Annotated in this window: 15 protein-coding genes; 9 read left to right on the top strand and 6 right to left on the bottom strand. The window is 49.8% G+C overall.

Annotated features, from left to right (window positions below; all coding sequences use genetic code 11):
- Positions 1 to 38: 38 nt before the first annotated feature.
- A complete protein-coding gene (locus EKM70_RS07655) occupies positions 39 to 800 on the bottom strand; it encodes a nitroreductase family protein (RefSeq protein ID WP_125546720.1) in 762 nt (253 codons plus the stop codon).
- Positions 793 to 1,266, bottom strand: a complete 474-nt coding sequence (gene nrdI / locus EKM70_RS07650; RefSeq protein WP_125546718.1) for a class Ib ribonucleoside-diphosphate reductase assembly flavoprotein NrdI — start codon at positions 1,264 to 1,266, stop codon at positions 793 to 795. The genes EKM70_RS07655 and nrdI overlap by 8 nt, the downstream gene beginning before the upstream one ends.
- A 367-nt stretch (positions 1,267 to 1,633) precedes the next feature.
- On the opposite strand from nrdI, the gene EKM70_RS07645 reads away from it, so the two are divergent.
- The 3 genes from EKM70_RS07645 (at position 1,634) to EKM70_RS07635 (ending at position 5,845) form a co-directional block, all read left to right on the top strand.
- Entirely contained in the window at positions 1,634 to 3,148 is a 1,515-nt protein-coding gene (locus tag EKM70_RS07645) for an ABC-F family ATP-binding cassette domain-containing protein (protein ID WP_125546716.1), read from the top strand.
- Between the two features lie 134 nt (positions 3,149 to 3,282).
- The gene (locus EKM70_RS07640) at positions 3,283 to 4,707 is read left to right on the top strand and encodes a DHA2 family efflux MFS transporter permease subunit (protein WP_125546714.1); all 1,425 of its coding nucleotides are present in this window, start codon (positions 3,283 to 3,285) and stop codon (positions 4,705 to 4,707) included.
- A gap of 199 nt (positions 4,708 to 4,906) precedes the next feature.
- Positions 4,907 to 5,845 (top strand): hypothetical protein, encoded by a 939-nt coding sequence (locus tag EKM70_RS07635; protein WP_125546712.1) that lies wholly within the window; start codon positions 4,907 to 4,909, stop codon positions 5,843 to 5,845.
- Between the two features lie 67 nt (positions 5,846 to 5,912).
- On the opposite strand, the gene EKM70_RS07630 is transcribed toward EKM70_RS07635, so the two are convergent.
- Both EKM70_RS07630 and EKM70_RS07625 read right to left on the bottom strand, forming a co-directional pair.
- On the bottom strand, positions 5,913 to 6,830 hold the full coding sequence (locus EKM70_RS07630) for an AEC family transporter (protein WP_125546710.1): 918 nt from the start codon (positions 6,828 to 6,830) through the stop codon (positions 5,913 to 5,915).
- Positions 6,831 to 6,990: 160 nt separating this feature from the next.
- Positions 6,991 to 8,361: a hemolysin family protein gene (locus tag EKM70_RS07625; protein ID WP_125546708.1), complete on the bottom strand. Its 1,371-nt coding sequence runs from the start codon at positions 8,359 to 8,361 to the stop codon at positions 6,991 to 6,993.
- A gap of 215 nt (positions 8,362 to 8,576) precedes the next feature.
- Here EKM70_RS07625 and EKM70_RS07620 point away from each other — a divergent pair, with 215 nt between their 5' ends.
- From EKM70_RS07620 to EKM70_RS07605, 4 genes are all read left to right on the top strand, one after another.
- On the top strand, positions 8,577 to 8,945 hold the full coding sequence (locus tag EKM70_RS07620) for a hypothetical protein (protein WP_057878961.1): 369 nt from the start codon (positions 8,577 to 8,579) through the stop codon (positions 8,943 to 8,945).
- Positions 8,946 to 9,648: 703 nt separating this feature from the next.
- The gene (locus EKM70_RS07615; RefSeq protein ID WP_125546706.1) at positions 9,649 to 10,242 is read left to right on the top strand and encodes a hypothetical protein; all 594 of its coding nucleotides are present in this window, start codon (positions 9,649 to 9,651) and stop codon (positions 10,240 to 10,242) included.
- 25 nt (positions 10,243 to 10,267) lie between these two features.
- Entirely contained in the window at positions 10,268 to 12,781 is a 2,514-nt protein-coding gene (locus EKM70_RS07610) for an AAA family ATPase (RefSeq protein WP_125546704.1), read from the top strand.
- Between the two features lie 244 nt (positions 12,782 to 13,025).
- Positions 13,026 to 13,451 carry an Hsp20/alpha crystallin family protein gene (locus EKM70_RS07605; protein WP_125546702.1) on the top strand — a complete coding sequence of 142 codons (426 nt, stop codon included), beginning with the start codon at positions 13,026 to 13,028 and terminating at the stop codon, positions 13,449 to 13,451.
- A 272-nt stretch (positions 13,452 to 13,723) separates the two neighbouring features.
- Here EKM70_RS07605 and EKM70_RS07600 read toward each other — a convergent pair whose 3' ends face one another.
- Together EKM70_RS07600 and EKM70_RS11405 are read right to left on the bottom strand one after the other, a co-directional pair.
- Complete coding sequence (locus EKM70_RS07600; protein ID WP_125546700.1) at positions 13,724 to 14,572, bottom strand: aldo/keto reductase; 849 nt, start codon at positions 14,570 to 14,572, stop codon at positions 13,724 to 13,726.
- A 21-nt stretch (positions 14,573 to 14,593) separates the two neighbouring features.
- On the bottom strand, positions 14,594 to 14,755 hold the full coding sequence (locus EKM70_RS11405) for a hypothetical protein (RefSeq protein ID WP_164506356.1): 162 nt from the start codon (positions 14,753 to 14,755) through the stop codon (positions 14,594 to 14,596).
- 407 nt (positions 14,756 to 15,162) lie between these two features.
- On the opposite strand from EKM70_RS11405, the gene EKM70_RS07595 reads away from it, so the two are divergent.
- Both EKM70_RS07595 and EKM70_RS07590 read left to right on the top strand, forming a co-directional pair.
- Positions 15,163 to 17,505 (top strand): cation-translocating P-type ATPase, encoded by a 2,343-nt coding sequence (locus EKM70_RS07595; protein WP_125546698.1) that lies wholly within the window; start codon positions 15,163 to 15,165, stop codon positions 17,503 to 17,505.
- Positions 17,506 to 17,596: 91 nt separating this feature from the next.
- Positions 17,597 to 18,121, top strand: coding sequence for a DUF1836 domain-containing protein (locus EKM70_RS07590; protein WP_125546696.1), 525 nt, complete (start codon positions 17,597 to 17,599; stop codon positions 18,119 to 18,121).
- Positions 18,122 to 18,177: the final 56 nt, after the last annotated feature.

Below are 18,177 nucleotides of genomic sequence, written 5' to 3'. Positions count from 1 at the left end.
AAAGACCCGGAAGATAAGCTTCCGGGTCATCATTGGAATTATTGCGTGGGCACGTCAGTGAGGAATCCCTGTTGTTTGAGGGCCGCCGTGATGCCAGCCCGTTGCTTGGGATCACGAGAAAATTCCGTGAGAATGTGGTGCGTGTAGGTTTCTTTACGTTGATGACTACCACGTTGCTGGTAATAACTGGTAATGGCGCGATCGTAAGCCGCTAGTTGCGGTTCGGTAGCTGTCAAAGGTTTGTAGGCATTATTAAAGTGCATGAGTTCTTGGGGCAACCGTGGCTTTTGTTCAGGTTGTTCTGCTGGGTGACCGATGGCTAAGCCTAACACGGGAAAGGTGAGGCTGGGCAAGTCAAAGGTTTCGATGAGGCGTGGTACATCGTTGAGGACGCTCCCCATGATGGTGCTCCCGAGTCCTAGACTTTCCCCAGCCGTGACGATCGCCTCGATAGCAATTGTGGCATCGAAGATCCCGGCTAGTAGTTTATCGGTGCTGTGGAGGTTCGCTTGTGCCGTGGTCGAGTCTCCCGCCAGTCGGGCGTTACGCGCCTGATCAGCCACGAATAGGAAATAGTGTCCCGCCTGTTCGAGCCAGTGGTGACCGGTGATTTCCCCGAGAATTGCGAGTTTAGCGGGATCAGTGACGCTGATGATGCTGACCTGTTGGGAGAAGGTACTGGTGGCCGCGTGTTGGGCTGCTGTAACCAGGGTATCAACTTCTGCGGTTGTCAGTTTTTCTGAAGTGAAGTGGCGAATACTCCGGTGGGCCATTAGGGTGGTGATCGTTGGATTAGTCATTAGCCATCACGGCCTTCATGCGAGTTACCAAAGCGTCATAGACGCGTTGTTCGTCACGAGGTACCCCACGAAGTTCATAGTTGGCAATGAAGGGCGCATTGAACTTCTGGGCGTAGCGTTTAGCGGTCAAACAATATTGCTCGTTAAAGTTCCGGTTGCCACTACCGACGACACCAATCAAGTGATCCGCGTTGTGGTTGTAAGCAATGTACTCGCCGAGAACATTAGTCATGAGTTCTTTGACGCCATTGTCGATGCCATTCCCACCATCAAGATAAGTGGGGACAAAACAGAAATAGGGCTGATTTTCGTCGACAAAGTCACTGGCTTCACTGATTTCCGTGGGCTCAATAGTTGGTAATTCTGAATCACTTTCGTGTTGTTTGGCGGCGAAGGCCGTAAGATTTTCAACAAAGTTCTGGGTGTTACCCTCAATTGAAATGTATAAAACACGTAATGGCTGCATAAAATTTCCCTCCGCTTCGAATTTGCAATTACTCTTAGTGTACTCGGATTGGGGGCGAAATGCTCTTAGAAGTAGTCCGCTAATTTCCTTCGTTTGGGGGATGACTTGTCAAAAGCCTATCGATATGCTATTCTAGGGCTACTTTAAGAAAGAACGAGGTATTCAGCCGATGCGTAACTAATCAATTCTCAACTGTTTGTCAGCGCCATCCCACGAGTCTAGGGGTGGAGTGGGCCTGCATTTGGGATTGATGGTTACGCCGACTGAGTTGCCAGAGCAACCGGTGGGCGCCGTTTCCAATGGGGAAATACGACCACTTTTTTTGTGCGGTGCCATCAATCCCTGCTTTCAAAAGGGGGACGATCTTTTGACACAAATAACCTTAACAAATTTAACGAAAATAGTTGCTGGTGAAACACTTTTTACAGCAGAACGCTTAACGGCACAAACTGGCGATCGCGTCGGCATTATCGGGGCTAATGGGGGTGGGAAAACCACATTGGCCCGCATCATCACGGGCGTTGATACTGACTTTGAGGGGACTTGCGCCGTGAGCGAGAGTGTTCAGTTGGTGCCCCAGATTGCGCCGGTCGTCGGTCGATCTGGTGGACAAAGTATGTTGGATCGCGTTCGCCGCGCCCTGAGTCAGCATCCAGCCATTCTGATTTTGGATGAACCTTCAGCCAACTTGGATGACCGTCATCAGGACTGGCTACAACAACAGCTCTTACACTATCCGGGCCTTCTGATTGTGATTTCCCATGACCGGGATCTGTTAACGGGGGTGGCGACGCAGATTTGGTCACTCGAAAATCAACAATACACGCAATATAACGGGGATTACACCCACTTCATGAGCGCCCGGCAACAGGCACGGGATAACACCCTGTCGCAGTATCATCGGGAACAACGAGAACGCCGTGAGCTCCAACAGGCGGTCCAAGCGCGCCACGAGAAGGCCGCTCGGGTCCGTAAGGGTGGTCGCCGATTGACACCGGCCGAACGGAGTAACACGCGTTCAATTCGAGAACAGAATGCCGGTAAGATGGAGCGTGGTGCCCGATCCTTACAGGACCGGGCCGATCGTCAAACGACGACGGTCAAGCCCCATGAGGCCGCCCCGGTTAAATTACTAGCGACCGACTTGCCACCAGTGACGGGGAAGTACCTGATTACCGTGGATGACCTGCATCTGACCCATGGCAAGCATGATTTAGCCAACCACGTTCGGTTGCGGATTAAGCCCGGCGAACGGGTCGCTCTGAGTGGCCCAAATGGCAGTGGGAAGACGACACTGATTACCGCGGTGCTGAATCACGCCGATCACACCCGGCTAGCGCCCAGTGCCCGGGTGGGGTATTTTCATCAGGATATGACGGCATTGCCCGCCGATCAAACGGTCTGGAGCTTTCTTAGTCGCGCCACGACGCTCGATCATAACCGTACCCGGCAGATCATGGGGGCCTTTGGCCTGACCGCGACGTTCTATGACCGGCCGATCGGCGATCTCAGTGGGGGTGAGCGGGTGAAGTTACAGCTCCTGGGAATTCTGGTAAGTGCCAGCAATCTCTTGGTCCTAGACGAACCCACGAACTATCTAGATTTACCGGCGTTACAGGCTCTGGAAGACTTTCTGGTGGGATACCCGGGTACCGTTCTCTTCGTGGCGCACGATCAGGCCTTTCGCCAGCGGGTGGCTACGCGCACGGTGGTTCTACAGAACCAAGAATTACGTGATCCGGCGCACAGTGCTCAAGGTGTTCCGGCTTCGGATTTACCGCGACTGCAGTTTGAATATGATCAGTTGATGATGGCACCGGAGCTAGATACGAAACGGTTACGGGAGCTGCGCGACCAGATTGCGGCAGCTCAACGGGACTAGTGACAACTTCGAATGACGAAATCAAGATAAAATCAGGATTTTAGAGACTTTTTGAGCGGGATCGCTTACGAAGTCTCTTTTTTTCTGCTAAAGTAATCCATTGTGTGATTCTATGAAAGAGAGTGAGAAAACAAATGGATTCAGTACAAAGTAGCCAAACTAACGTGGCCAAACAGGCCCGAGTACCCGTGGCGCACCCAATGCTTGCCATGATGGGGATGCTCATCGGGGGCTTTGTCGGGATGTTTTCAGAAACATCCTTGAATATCGCGTTACCTCAGTTGATGGCGCAACTAAATGTGACTACTGCAACGGTACAATGGTTGGTTACCGGTTATATGTTAATGGTTGGTGTGGTTTTGCCATTATCCAGTATTATCACGAAATGGTTTACGACACGGCAGGTTATCCTGTTTGCATTAGTGGACTTTGCGGTTGGGGCCGTCATCTCGGCCTCGGCCCCGGGATTTGGTGTGTTACTCTTCGGTCGGATGATCCAAGGGATTGCCACCGGACTGATTCTGCCACTAATGTTTACAGTAGCCATGCAGATCTTTCCGCCTTATAAGTTAGGGGCTGCCATGGGAATGGTTGGTCTGGTCATTATGTTCGCCCCTGCTGTGGGACCGACACTGGCTGGTCTGGTCCTGGGGATCGCCTCTTGGCGGTGGATCTTCTGGTTGTTTGTGCCGTTTTTGGTAATTGCTTTGGTCTTTGCCTTGTTATCACTGAAGAACATTGCGCCAGTCACCCGGCCTAAGGTTGATTTCCTTTCGATTGTGTTATCGACGATTGGATTTGGCAGTTTGGTCATGGGTGTCAGTCTGGCCAGTGATCATGGTTGGGGCTCGCTACCCGTGATTGCTAGCCTGGTTCTCGGGATCATTGTTTTAGCTTGGTATACGCACCGACAGTTAAATATGGAAAAGCCAATTCTAAACTTACGTGCCTTCGCCATTCCTGGTTTCCGGATTGGGGCTAGTTTAGTCATGATTAACTTCGGGATCATTCTCTCCGCGATGTATTTGTTGCCCATGTACATTCAAAAGGGGGCATTGGTTCCCGTCGCGCTGACGGGGATCATCATGTTTCCTGGTGGGGTCATGAATGCTATCGTTTCCGCCGTTTCCGGTCGGTTATATGATCGAATTGGGGCACGAGTGCCCGCACGTCTGGGCTTTATCATCTCGATGGTAGGGGCTCTCTTGTTGGCCTTCACGACGACTAGCAGTGCTATCTGGTACATCATCTTGGCTCACGTCATCTTGATGATTGGGGCACCACTAGCGATGTCACCATCGCAGACACATGGACTCAACGCCTTGACGGGGCCGATTGCGGCCGATGGCAGTGCGATTATGAACACGCTCCAACAGATTGTTGGGGCCATTTCGACGGCGATCGCCACGAGCCTGCTGGGTATCGGGCAAGTTGCCTACGGTGCCGGAAGTCACGCCGCAGCCTTCGTTAACGGGGCACACTATGGCTTCTACTTTACCTTTGTGTTGGCGTTGGTCGGCTTTCTCTTAGCCCTCCGTTTGCCTAAACAAGTCCAGTAATTTAAATTTAATATAGAGGGACCTCGGTGGATTAACTGGGGTCCCTTTGCTGTTTTCAGAAAACTCTAGAGCGACGATCGTTCCACAGAAAGGGTGATCTGACCTGAATCTCAAGAACGATTGTGCTATAATCGAAAATACTTTGTTAATGAACGAATTGTATACCATTGAATGACAGTTAGGAGGATCAAAGAACGTGATGCATTTGAGTAAACGTGAAGGTCGAGATTATCTAATAGGATTTGTTTTCGTGTTGGCAATGGTTGGCGTAGCAACCTGGTTAAATGACTACGAAATTATTCTCCCCGAGATTGCCGCACTGACCACCGGAACGTGGATTTACCACAAGAGCGATTGGGTTAGTCAACCCTTGAAGATATTCTTGGCCCCATCAGGCACCGCTGTGATCGGGTTCTTTGTGAATCAGCTGCCGGTTAACTATCCCGAAAAGGTTCTGTTAACCCTACTGTTCGTCTTAATTCTTTTAAAGGGATTACGGTCAGTACTGGCACCGTCATTTGCGACTGGCCTGTTACCAATTATCGTGAATGCCACGCACATGTCCTTTATCGTGGCCATCTTTGCCTTCACCTTGATTCTAATGGCTGGGGTGTTGCTTGCGGGCCTACAGAAGGGCCAGCCAACGCCTGAACCGATTCAATTCAAGCACATGGCGCTATTCTCCGTTGCTGCCGTGATTTGGATTGCGCTTGTGTGGGCCTCTGGTCATCCACAGATGGCCGGAATTCCACCGGTCTTTGTGGTCTTCTTCGAAGTTCTCCAAAAGCCAGAATATGCGGGGAAAGTGGCCATCAAACAGATCATTGCCCTCAGTGGGGCCGCAACGTTTGGGGTTGTCGTACACGTCTTCATTGCCTCATGGTTGCTGACGACGCTGATTAGTCTGCCACTGGTATTCTTGCTTCTGCAACTCTTGCGGATCAAGTTGCCCGCAGCCTATGCTTTTCCACCTCTAGCCCTAGTTTTACCAGCGGAAATGTTCCATACCCTGCCAATCGCAGCGGTCTTGGCTTCCTGCTTGTTGTTGGGAATGGCCTATGGTTATAAGAAGGTTGCCCCAATGGTGAGTGGTTTCTTCGCGAACCGCCGGCAAGTGGCTTCGGATCAAGAAAATTAAAACTAAACTAAAAGTGACCGTTCATCAGGAAGAAGAATATCCTGGCGAACGGTCGTTTTTAGTTTAGTTATAAGCTTCCCAGAGCAAAGACCAATGGAATCGTTACGAGGCTACAGATTGTCGAGACACTCATTAGCGTCACGGCCGGTGTGGTCTCACCATGAGCCTGAAGGGTGAACAAGACCACATTACCAGCTACCGGACAGGCGGCCATGAGCACCGTAGTGTAGAACGGAATTCCCGTGACACCCAAAAGTCGTAGTAAAAGAATATCGATGATTGGAAATAGCAGGTTGCGACAAGCCAGGGCCCACAATAACCGATAGTTCAAGGCCTGTCGATTCAAGCGAACCGCTGCCAAACTATTGCCGATGACGATCATGGAGAGCGGGGTGTTAATTGAACTGACCGCCGTGACGGTTTGATTCAACAGGCTAGGCAAGTGAAATGGACTGACGAAGAGCAGCAATCCCAAGACAATGGCGACGATGTTCGGGTTCAAGAGGATCGCACGCCAGTCTCGATCACCAGTGTGGGACCGGAAGAGGGCGATACCGTGCGTCCAACAGAAAAGGTTGAAACCAGCCAATGACGCCACCGCGAAGAAGACCCCGTTGTTACCGAAAAGGGCACTAGCTAAGGGAATTCCCATAAAGCCGGCGTTGGAATAGACGGCGCCGAAGCGCATGATACGCTGGAGATTGCGGTCTTTGACTGACCGAAAGGCGACCTGGGTGATGAGCACCATCGCCAGATACGTGAGGATGATCCCCAGCATGACGAGTCCGAGACTCCGCAGTCGAATTGCCGAAAAGTGTTGTTCGAAGGCCTTGATAATCAAGCAAGGTGACACCACGTAGAGCAAGATGTTAGTGAGGTCGCTGGCAGTTTGGGGATGCATAAAGCCGAGCTTATTGATTAACAGTCCCACAGCCATCAGGAGAAACATGAGCATAATTTGATTGGTTAATTGTGTGATAGCCACGACGCGGCTTCCTTTCTAAATGAACATACGCGTTCAATTATGGTCGTGGCGTGGGGAACCGTCAATGGTAAATTCAGGCATCACATCCGTTACAGAGGCGCCTAATGCACACGAAAACAGCCGCTGGGGATGGCCCCAACGGCTGTTTTACACTAGTTCTTTAGTTGTCTGAATCGTCATCGTCCGCGTCATCCGGATTGACGGTTGGAAGTTGCGGTTTAACCGTGACCTCAAACCAGTTAATGAAGGAGTTCTCGTAGTCCAAGACCTTCAGATCGAAGTTTTGGAGATGAACGACGTCGTTAACCTTAACGTCGGGATAATTGTCGATGATGTAACCGGCCATCGTGACGATTTCCGTCGTCTCGAAGCCCTTGATGTCGGTGTTAAAGTACCGTTCAAAGTCGTAAGTGGTCATCTTCCCATTAACCTGGAAGGTTCCATTTGGTTGTTTGAAGATGTACTGGTCGTTGGCATCGTCGATCTCATCACGAACCGTTCCGAATAACTCTTCGTAGATATCCTTATCAGTGATGATTCCGGAGGTCCCCCCGTACTCATCAACCACGACCACGATTGGCGTCCGTTTCTTAATCATCTGTTGAAGAACTTCCGTAATTGGCGTCGTTTCTGGCGTCGTGGAAATGTCTCGAATCAGCTTGTCGACTCTGACCTTGGGATCCACCTGTTGTTGGCGAATCAGGTCGTAGTTGTAGACGTAACCCAGGATCTTGTCCTTGTCACCGTCCGCAACGACGGGTAAACGGCTAAAGCGTTCTTGCAGATAAACGTTGAGGGCACTCTTAACCGTTGACGTAATGTCGATCACGATTAATTGCGTCCGGTCAATCATGATATCTTTAGCAACTTTATCGTTGAGTTCGAAGGCCCGTTGCATGTAAACCAGGTCGTTCTTTTCGAGTTCCCCACCTTCCACGGCACTCCGTGAGAGGTTCAGAATTTCAGCTTGAGAGAAGACTTCGTCACTTTCATTGGCAACCTTCAAGCCCATCAGCTTGACGACCCCAGACGCGCTGGAGTTCAACAACCAAACGAAGGGGTAGAAGATCACGTGACAGTAGTGTAAGGGCGTGACGACTAGCATCAGAACCCGCATTGGCATATCGATGGAAATGTTCTTTGGCACAATTTCGGTAAAGACCACTTCTAGGTAAGTTAACAGGAGCACCCCGATAATCACACTGATCGTGTGAGCGGTGGCATTGTTAATGTGGGCCGGGGCAATCCCCGCCAGGAGAATGTCCACGAAGAACGTTTCCCCGATCCACCCTAAGATGATTCCGGCTAGGGAAACCCCAACCTGAGTTGTTGATAAATATTCATTTAAATTGGTGACCATTTTCAAAGCCCGATTAAGCTTCGTCGACGGTTTGTCTTGTGCCTCGATTTTTTCTTCGAGGGCACTAGGCCGCGTCTGAACTAAGGCAAACTCGCAGGCAACAAAGAAAGCTGCAAAGAGAAAAGTAATTAAAATAATAATTAAGTTCACAACTATCTGACCGCTATCCACACATCATTCCTCATTTCGTTATTTCTATCCCTTTATTATAGCGCGTCTCCGTGCCTTTTTATAGTAGATGAGTTGACCAAAATTGTACCTGTTTTTCACTTGCCTGGCAACCGAACAGCGTAAGAACACTCGATTATCGTTTGCCAATGACATACTTAACGTTTCCGGGAAAAAGGATTAGACTGAAATTAGTAACATCAAAGGAGATTTTGATTATGGCAGATACACCAAAGGAAGACACAGAAAAAGAAGCTGTTCAAATTCCAACGGAAGACGTGGACAAGGCAGCTAAATTGTTGTTGGAACCGGGGTATGTGACGAAGCACGATCTACCAAAGATGAAAGACTTGTCTTGGGCAACCGCACTTTCAGAAGCCGTTACCGATCATTTCTTGAATCATGACGACGAACATGACCCATACGTCTACTTCGAACAATTTGATTTTGCCGGTGGAGACATCGACTCTATCATCTTCAACATGGACGTTATCCCAACCCGTGAAGCCGCATTGAAGGACTTGGCGGATGCTTTAGGCGAAAAGATTGTTAAGCCTAAGCCAGTTGAGGATCAAGAAACTTACTAAAATTATTAGTGAATTTGGAGGCACTCGGACTTGTTCCGGGTGCCTCTTTTTATATAGCTTGGGAATTGTTGGATGAAATTGGCCGCCTGCGGATGCCAGGGATTGCGTCTGCTGTGGGGCCGCTTCAGCCCCTTGGGCTTCTCGCTCGAATTGAAGCCTCGCTAAGAACGCGAGTCTTCAAAGTCGCCCGTGATGTAAGGCCGAGAAAATCACTCGGTCTAACATCACCACCACGGCCGGCGTCATCCCTAGCCTCCTCCGGCTAGGTTTGAGCGTTGCCGCAACATATGTTGATCTTTGGAGTTGCCACAATTGGTTGTTAGACAATCCGATGTTTTGATGACGGTGGTCGAGTGTCTGCCTAACTACCACTCGCCATCCCACTTTTTCGCGAATTTGCCGCCGATAAATTACCATTTTAATAGTTAATTTTTCAAAACTTGCGAAAAAGTCTAGCTGGATTTCGTTAGTATAAGTAGGGGCCCAGGATTGCGTTTGGGTTGTGAAGTTAGACGTCGTTAAGTTGGCGCAAGGCGGTGGGATTGGGCCTGTTGACGGGTAAACCCTTGTGATATAATCATTTTGAGCACGCGATTGGGTGCTATACATAGTTTTTGAGACCATTTAGCCATTCAGCATTTTTTCAGTGGTTAAACTTGGCTATGACGACAGATAATCTGACCTATATTTAGGAGGAATCAACATGGATGACGAAAAGAAACCTAAGTTTGGGGTCAATAGTGCACCAGACGAACCAAAGCAACAACCGGCTGAGACGCAGCCACAGGCTAGCGAAGCCCCTAAGTTCGGGACCCAGGCCGCAGCACCAGAAGAACAGCCGAAGGCCAAGACGGCTCCTAAATTCGGCACGCAGGCCACAGAGGCAACGACCGAACAGGAGTCTAATTTTTTTCAACGGATTTATGCCTTGCAACCCACAAATTTCTGGGTTAAGCAATACATTTTCTCGATCATTGCCTGTGTCCTAGTCTGGGACTCAAAGATTAGTGTCCCCTTGGAACCACTGTGGTTGTTGCTGAACCTGGTTCTCTATCCGGTTGCGACAACGATTATGCTCGAAGCTGACAATGCCATTGAAAACTTCCCAAGCAGTCTGCGAAATGTGGCCTTTTTCCTCTTAGGGGACTTTAAGCGCCTCGGATGGGGTGGCATTATGGCGCCCGTTGTGTGGTTAAGTCAAGTTGTGCTTTTCTTCGTTCGTTGGGGCCTGGGCTTTATTCTGGGAACCATCGGATTAATCTACATGAACAGTCAAGCGAAGAAAATGCACATTTAAGTTGGTTGCGTAAGGAGATGGCGTGTTGAAGAAAGCAATTTCAGTTGGTAAAGGCTTTGGGAAAAAGGCTTTTGATGAAGGCATTAAGGCGTCTCACGTCGGGGATGTTGTGGTCATTGATCCGGGAACTTACACTTTTCCCAACGGTTTTGACGTGGGAAATTTACACCTCCGTGGAAACGGCCAACAACCTGGCGACGTGGTGATTGACTCGCATTTTTCCATGAAGGAAAATGGCTACTTGGAAGTTGAAAATCTGACGATCTATTCATCGGAATACAACATTATTTCTAACAAGAGAAATGGAACGGTCGTTTTGAATCGCGCCATCCTAGACAGTCATACGACGGAAAGCTATCCTGCTTTGTGGACCGAGGGCGGTAATGTTACACTGACAAACTCTGAGATTCGCCAGAACAAAGGGGAAGGTCTGAACTGTAGGAAAGGAGCAAATGTTCTCCTTAACAAGTCCGTCGTCCAGGGGATTTGGGCCAGGGATGGCGCAGTCGTTGATTTACAGACCACGCAGATTCAGCGGTATTTAGGTGGCGTTGACAACTCTCAGTATAAGGGGAGTGACGTATACTTTAGTGGTGCTGCTGACGGTGATAACATGATTACCTTGCGTTCGGGATCACAGTTCGTGGTGGATGCCTTAAACTTCGATTACCCACAAACGTCCGCGTCATTGACGCACGCGCTTTTGCAGGCTGGCAGTAATAACCTAAGTGATCTGACGTGGCTTATCGTCTCAATGGATGAACAGTCTTCAGCCGAAGTTGAGGGAGCAGAGGTTCGTCTGGAAGGGGTCAGCAGTACGCCTGCCGAACCAGAGCCGAAACCAGAAGAGAAGAAACCAGCACCAGTGGTTGAAACCAAGGACCCAGAGGAAAAGGTTGCGGAGCCCGAAGCTGAGCCAGAAGAGTCAGCACTAGATGAACTCAACGCGATGATCGGGTTGGACAATGTCAAAGAAGCCGTGACTCAATTCATTCGACTTGCCATCTTCAATCAAAAGCGTAAGGAACAGGGTCTGAAGGGCGTGGCGCAGTCTTACCACTCTTTGTATTTAGGAAATCCAGGGACTGGGAAGACGACGGTTGCGCGGTTGGTTGGTAAGATTATGTTTGAAGAAGGTATCTTACCTAAGGACAACTACGTCGAAGTTTCCCGCCAAGATTTGGTCTCCCAAAACGTTGGGGGCACAGCCATTCAGACCAAGAAGGTGCTGGAGCAGGCGCTGGGCGGCGTGCTCTTTATCGATGAAGCCTACACCTTGTATCAGGAGGGTGGTTCGGTGAACTGGGGTCAAGAAGCGGTCGATACCATTCTGAAATTCATGGAAGACCACCGTGACGACCTGATGATCATCTTTGCCGGGTACACCAAGGAAATGAAGGACTTTATGCACATGAACCCGGGCTTAATCTCACGGGCGCCGAACATCTTTGATTTCCAGGACTACACTGGTGAAGAAGTGGCCGAGATCGGGATGAAGTTGTTGAACGACCAGCAATTCACCTTTAATCGTGATCTCTACACCCAGACGATTGAAGAGGCCTATAAGACCAATATTGAAAACAGTAATGGCCGTTGGGTCCGGAACTTTAACGAAAAATTGGTCCGGATCGTCGCCAACAATTGTATCGAAGATCCCGACCGTGATGTCACGGCGATCTTAGACAGCGACTTGAATGAACTCGTCGGGGGCGACGAACAAGAAAAGGAAGCCAAGGTTCAGGAACTCCTGACGCAGATCGATCAGTTGGTTGGACTGGATGAGGTCAAAGACTTCGTCCACAAGCTGGTGGACCGCGTCGCCGGTGACCGGAAGCTGAAGGACGCCTTGCCAGATGAGCAGAAACCGACCTATCACATGGTCTTTGCCGGAAATCCCGGGACCGGGAAGACGACCGTTGCGCGGATTCTCGCGCAGCTCTTCTACAATCTCGGTATTCTAGAGAAGAAGACAGTCATGGAAGTTGGTCGGACCGACCTCGTTGGCCAGTACATCGGTCAGACGGAGCAGAAGACCGCTAACGCCGTACGAGACGCCATGGGCGGGGTGCTCTTTGTCGATGAAGCCTATCAGCTGACGGCGAGTGGTAACGGCGGCAATGACTTTGGAAAACAAGCCGTTGAAGCCTTGATTACGCAACTGGAAAATAATCGGGATAAGTTTATCGCCATCTTCGCCGGGTATACCGACCAGATGGATGAATTCTTGGGAGCTAATCCGGGACTGCGGTCACGGATTCCACTGACGTTGAACTTCGCCGACTACACGCCGGACGAGATCGGGGAGATTGTTTGCCGGACCTTACGTAAGAAATGGCATGTCAATGAGTCCCTCCTGCGGCACCTGGTTGCCAACAAGTATGCCAGCCTACCGGCTGAAGAAAAGTCTAACGGTCGTTGGGCCCGGAACTTTACGGATAAACTCATTCAAAATGATAAAAATTGGTTAGTTGCCAATCTGGAGACCGTGGAAGATGTCACGGCCATTCCAGACGATGTCGTGATCGAAACGGCTCGTTAATTTGGTGATGCTAAAGGGTAAGTAATTCGTGATGAATTGCTTACCTTTTTTGACCTTTAAGCAAAATCATTGAAAATGATGATGGAATGATCTAGGATAGCTATCCTAATAGATCAGTAGTAGCAGTGATTGAGCACGACAAATTAGCACTCTGATGAGATGAGTGCTAATTATTTGCATTTCTGACCAATGCTGACTATTATAGAAAATGTAATCAAGCAAAGCAGAAAGGGGTTAATTGATTATGGCTAACGATTTAATGAACCGGAATTATGATTTCTTTGATCCAATGAATTTCTTCAATGAAGTGGGCAACTTAGGTCACGACATGTTTAGTGGCGATGCGGCTATGAAGACTGATGTCGTCGAACATGACAAGGACTACGTGGTTACCGCTGAATTGCCAGGCTTCAAGAAGGATGACATTCACATCGACTATCGTGATGAAACCTTGCGGATCTCCGGTAAGTCAGACGTCAATGAATCCACCAAGGATGACGACGGTCGGATCTTGCGGCAAGAACGCCACAGCCAAAACGTGGCTCGTTCCTTCTATCTGCCAAACATCGATTTGAAGCAGGTCAAGGCCGCCTTCAAGGATGGTGTTTTGACACTGACCTTGCCAAAGCAAGCCGAAGTTGACAATAACCACGAAATTAGTATTGACTAACAGCGAGTAGTCACTGGTTCCGTGATTTCAGGATTGTGATTGTGTTTCTTAAAAACCTTCAGGAAACAAGAAAATAAGAGAGTGGGACAAAAGGCGGTTAGTCAATGAGCATTAACGTCGATAGACGAATAATCCCGGTTTTGGATTGTTTGTCTATCGGGGTTAAGCGGAGTTGACTGCCTTTTGTCGCACGTTTCCGCAATATACGTTCGGAGTGCACAAAGGGTCTGGGACTTTTGTCCCAGACCCTTATTTTTGCTATTAAATGCTAATTAATACTGTTTCCCGGTTTCGTAAACGATCTCGGGTTCATTGCCGTTTCGCTGATTCTTATTCAGCAGGTCGATCATCGTCATTTCATCTTCGCTGAGGGTGAAGTCAAAGACCGCGGCGTTCTGGCGAATTCGTTCGGCGTGTTGCGACTTCGGAATTGGCAAAATGTCGTGTTGCAGTTCCCAGCGTAAGATGGTCTGGGCAACTGACTTGTGATGGTGCCCGGCAATCTTAGCGATCATTGGGTCGGCCAAGTCCACGCGCCGACCCAGGGGACTCCAAGCTTCAGTGATAATGTGGTGAGCGGCATCGAAGTCGTTTAACGCTTGTTGGTTCAGGTAAGGGTGGTATTCAACTTGGTTGATGACGGGCATCTCTTTTGCTTTGGTTGCCAGTAACTCCAGGTGAGCTACGGTGTAGTTGGATACCCCAATCGACTTTACCTGACCGTTGGCCTTGAGTTGTTCGAGGGCGCGCCAGGTGTCAAAGAAGTGTTCCCGGACGGGCCAATGGATCAGCAGGAGGTCCAGGTAATCGGTCTGAAGCCGCTTTAAAGAGCCGGTGACGGCCTGCAGGGTTTCATCGTAACCCTGGGCCACTTCGGCGACCTTACTGGTCAGAAAGAGCTCCTGACGAGGAATCTGAAGGTTTTGCAAAGTGGTGCCGAGGATATCTTCGTTGCGGTAGAGCATTGCCGTATCGAAGAGTCGATATCCGGCATCCCAGGCGGCCTTAATCGTGGCGTCCATGGTCTCCTGGTCACTCAATAAGTAGGTTCCAAAGCCCATGCCGGGGATGGCGTTACCATCTGCCAGTGGGCGGGTTGAAGCAAGATTTTTAATAGTCATGACTATCGTCTCCTTGGTTAATTAGCGTGGTCGCTTGAATTGGTCGTACAGGTTGATTGAGGCTTCAATTAACATGCCGAAAGTCATTAGCCACATGGCCAGCATGTCCTTATGGGCTAACATACAACCGAAGAGGACAACGTAGAGAATGAACAGGATAACAGATGAAGATTTGTGATTCATGGTGGTGCCTCCTTTATGTAGTGAAGCGAGATATTTGTGACCGACTAAATGGTTGCCGGCCGCAATGATTATGTCGGAAATTAACGATAAATTTGGTAGATCGAGACGTCATTTGGATACGTCTCAGTCCGTAGAATTAAAAAAGGTGGGGCGAGAGCTTCGTTGCGGAAAGGGTCGATCTAAGCCGGAGGAGGTCAGGGCTGAAGCGTCCCCACAGCAGGCGTAATCCCTGGCAGCCACAGGTGACCCCTTCCACAACCCCATACGTCCATTTAAACACTCCAACGAGGTCCTGTGAACTATTACCGAATTTTTAAAGTTCCTGAAAATGTCGCGTGATTACAGGATTGAAAGCGGATTATCGAGTACAATAGTGATTAAAGAACCCGTAAAAGGAGGAATCGGCGATGCCAGAACGTGAGTTACCCTTACTGGATCAAGGTCTAGATGATGCTGCCGTCCGTCAGCGGATTGCAGCGGGCCAACAGAATGATCCCTTGCCCCCACTGACGAGAAGCGTCAAACAAATCTTTCGTGACAACCTCTTAACGCTATTCAACCTGATCAACCTCCTGTTGGGTGGATTAGTGTTCTTGACGGGGAGTTATAAAAACCTTCTATTCATTGGCGTTGTGGTTTTCAATACGGGGATCGGAATTTTCCAAGAAATCAGATCGAAACGACAGGTCGATAAGCTGGCCCTGCTTTCGGAAAGTAAAATTAATGTCCGCCGTAATGGCCAGGTGGCGACGTATTCGCAGGATGACTTGGTGATCGATGACCTGATGATTTTAGGCCGTGGGGACCAGTTACCGGTGGATGGCCGCGTCAGAGAAACGGCTGGAATCGAAGTCGATGAGTCTCAGATTACGGGGGAATCGACACCCATTATGAAGGGCACCGGGGATGATCTCATCTCTGGGAGTGTTATTCTAGGCGGCCGGGCCACAGTACAGGCGACAACGGTTGGCCATGGTAGTTTTGTTAAGAAGCTAGCTAATTCTGCTAAAGAAAAAAAGCGAGGGGCCAGTGAACTCCTCACGATTATCAATCGAATTATTAAGGTGTTGACGTTTACCATTATCCCGTTGGGGGTGGCCCTCTTCGTCTCCTCACTCTTGCGCGGACAAGATCAGAACCGAGCCATTCTCGGCACGGTGGCGGCTGTGGTGGGGATGATTCCCGAGGGACTGGTCCTGTTGACCTCGGTGGCTTTGGCGGCCGGAGCCTTCACCTTGGGCCGACGCAACGTGTTGGTCCGAGAGTTACCAGCAATCGAAGCCTTAGCCCGTGTTGATGTTCTGTGTCTGGATAAAACCGGGACGATTACCAACGGGCAATTACAATTTGACCGTATCGAACCCGTGGGCAACCAGTCGTCAGAGGCTTTACAAACGACGCTGGCTCAGTTGGTCGCGGCGACGGGTGATGATAACGAGACTGCTCAGGCGGTCAAAACTGCCTTGGGGACACCAACTGTGACGGCTAGCGAGGTCTTGCCGTTTTCATCCGGGAGAAAATGGAGTGGCGCACGGTTAGCTAGTGGCTCGGCCTATGTGTTGGGTGCGCCGGAGTTTATCTTCGCGACGGTTCCCACCGAAATCAAACGGCGGATCACTGATCTAGCAGCGAAGGGTTATCGTGTGCTCGTGTTGGCCCAAGTCGATCAGCTGACGACGCCACAACCCGCCGCACCGCAAGCGCTGGGTCTGTTGTGCATCACGGATGAATTGCGGCCGCGCGCCAAGGATACCTTTGGCTACTTTGCGACCCAAGAAGTGGCCCTCAAGGTCATTTCGGGGGATAACCCCGTGACCGTGGCTAGTATTGCCCAACGTGCTGGGATCGCTGGTGCCAACCAGCTGGTTGACATGAGCCAAGTGGGGGCAACGCCCGACTACGGCCAACTGGTTGAAACCTATAATGTCTTTGGGCGAGTAACCCCAAGTCAAAAGCAGAGCCTGATCCAAGCTTATCAGACGGCGGGACATACCGTGGCCATGACCGGGGATGGGGTCAACGATCTGTTGGCCCTGCGGCAGGCGGATTGCAGTATCGCCATGGCCTCCGGGAGTGAAGCCACCAAGAGTCTGGCGGACTTCGTGCTGGTGGACTCCAACTTTGATGCGATGATTAATGTTCTCAATGAAGGCCGCCGAGTCATTAATAATATTGAGCGGGTGGCTTCCCTCTACCTGATCAAGACCATGTACTCGGTAGTGCTGACGTTGATTTTTATTTTCATGAGTCGGAGTTATCCGTTTGAACCAATTCAGTTAACGCCAATTTCCTCGCTAATGGTGGGTATTCCGACCTTCTTCCTGGCGTTACAACCCAACTACGCCCGCATTCAGGGGCGGTTCATGCAACAGGTTATGGAGATTGCGGCCCCGGCTGCGGTCTGCGTAGTCGGGTACATTCTGGTCATTCTGGCCGCGGGCACACAATTTCACCTCGACTTCGCGACGACCTCGACGCTGAGTGTCCTGATGACCGGACTGATCAGTCTCAATGCTTTACTCCGAGTGGCCCGGCCGCTCAACCGTTTCAAGATTGGCTTGGTCGCTCTAATGGCGGGACTCTTTGCTATTGTTTTTCTCTTCTTGGGGTCGATTTTCTCCCTGGTTAACCTGCTGAACTGGCAGTTGGCTTTGATTTATATCCCGTTAATGATCAGTGTCCAACCAATCTTCCTGGTGGTTCAGGAGGTCTTGGGAAAACGAATTCTGAGTCGTATACGTTGGCGCTAGCTGAAAACTCAATAATTAATGCTTATCTAGTTCTTAGAACTAGGTAATATGTTATAATTGCCAGTAAGAAACGGAAGGGTAGGAATGAGACATGGCTGACTTCAATCAATACACGCGGTGGGAACACCAGATGCACGGCGTTAAATTGCCACGATGGGATGATCTCCCTAAGTTTGATCTTTACATGGACCAGGTGACAGCGCTAATTAACGATATTCTCGGTCCCTTGGGTATTGATACCATTACCCCAGCGATGATTAACAACTATGTTAAACACCACGTAATCTTGGCTCCGGTCAAGAAGAAGTATCAGCCCATGCAGCTCACGGATATCCTGATGATTAGTCTCTTAAAGCCGATGTTTCAGACGGATACAGTCCGTTCCGGCATCGACCAGATTACAGCAGGAGACTATCCGAAGCAGGCTTATGACAACTTCATTAGCCAGCTGGAAGATCGCTTGCACCACTTGGGTGAAGAACAGGTTCAGCCGGCCGCCAAGGACTTAAATGAAAAGCTGATGCAGGTGGCCATCGATGCTGTCGTTTCCCGGCTACAATCCGAGAAACTCCTGCACCTCATCAAACGACCAATTCGTAAAATTGAAAAGAAATAAGTAAACGTGCAAAGGCACCGCAACTTTTCCGACTGGGAATTGCTGCGGTGCCTTTC

It is taken from the genome of Levilactobacillus lindianensis (assembly GCF_003946095.1).
Taxonomy (GTDB): Bacteria; Bacillota; Bacilli; order Lactobacillales; family Lactobacillaceae; genus Levilactobacillus; species Levilactobacillus lindianensis.
Note: the sequence above shows the minus strand (reverse complement) of the source record. Positions and strands in the feature narration are given on the sequence as shown.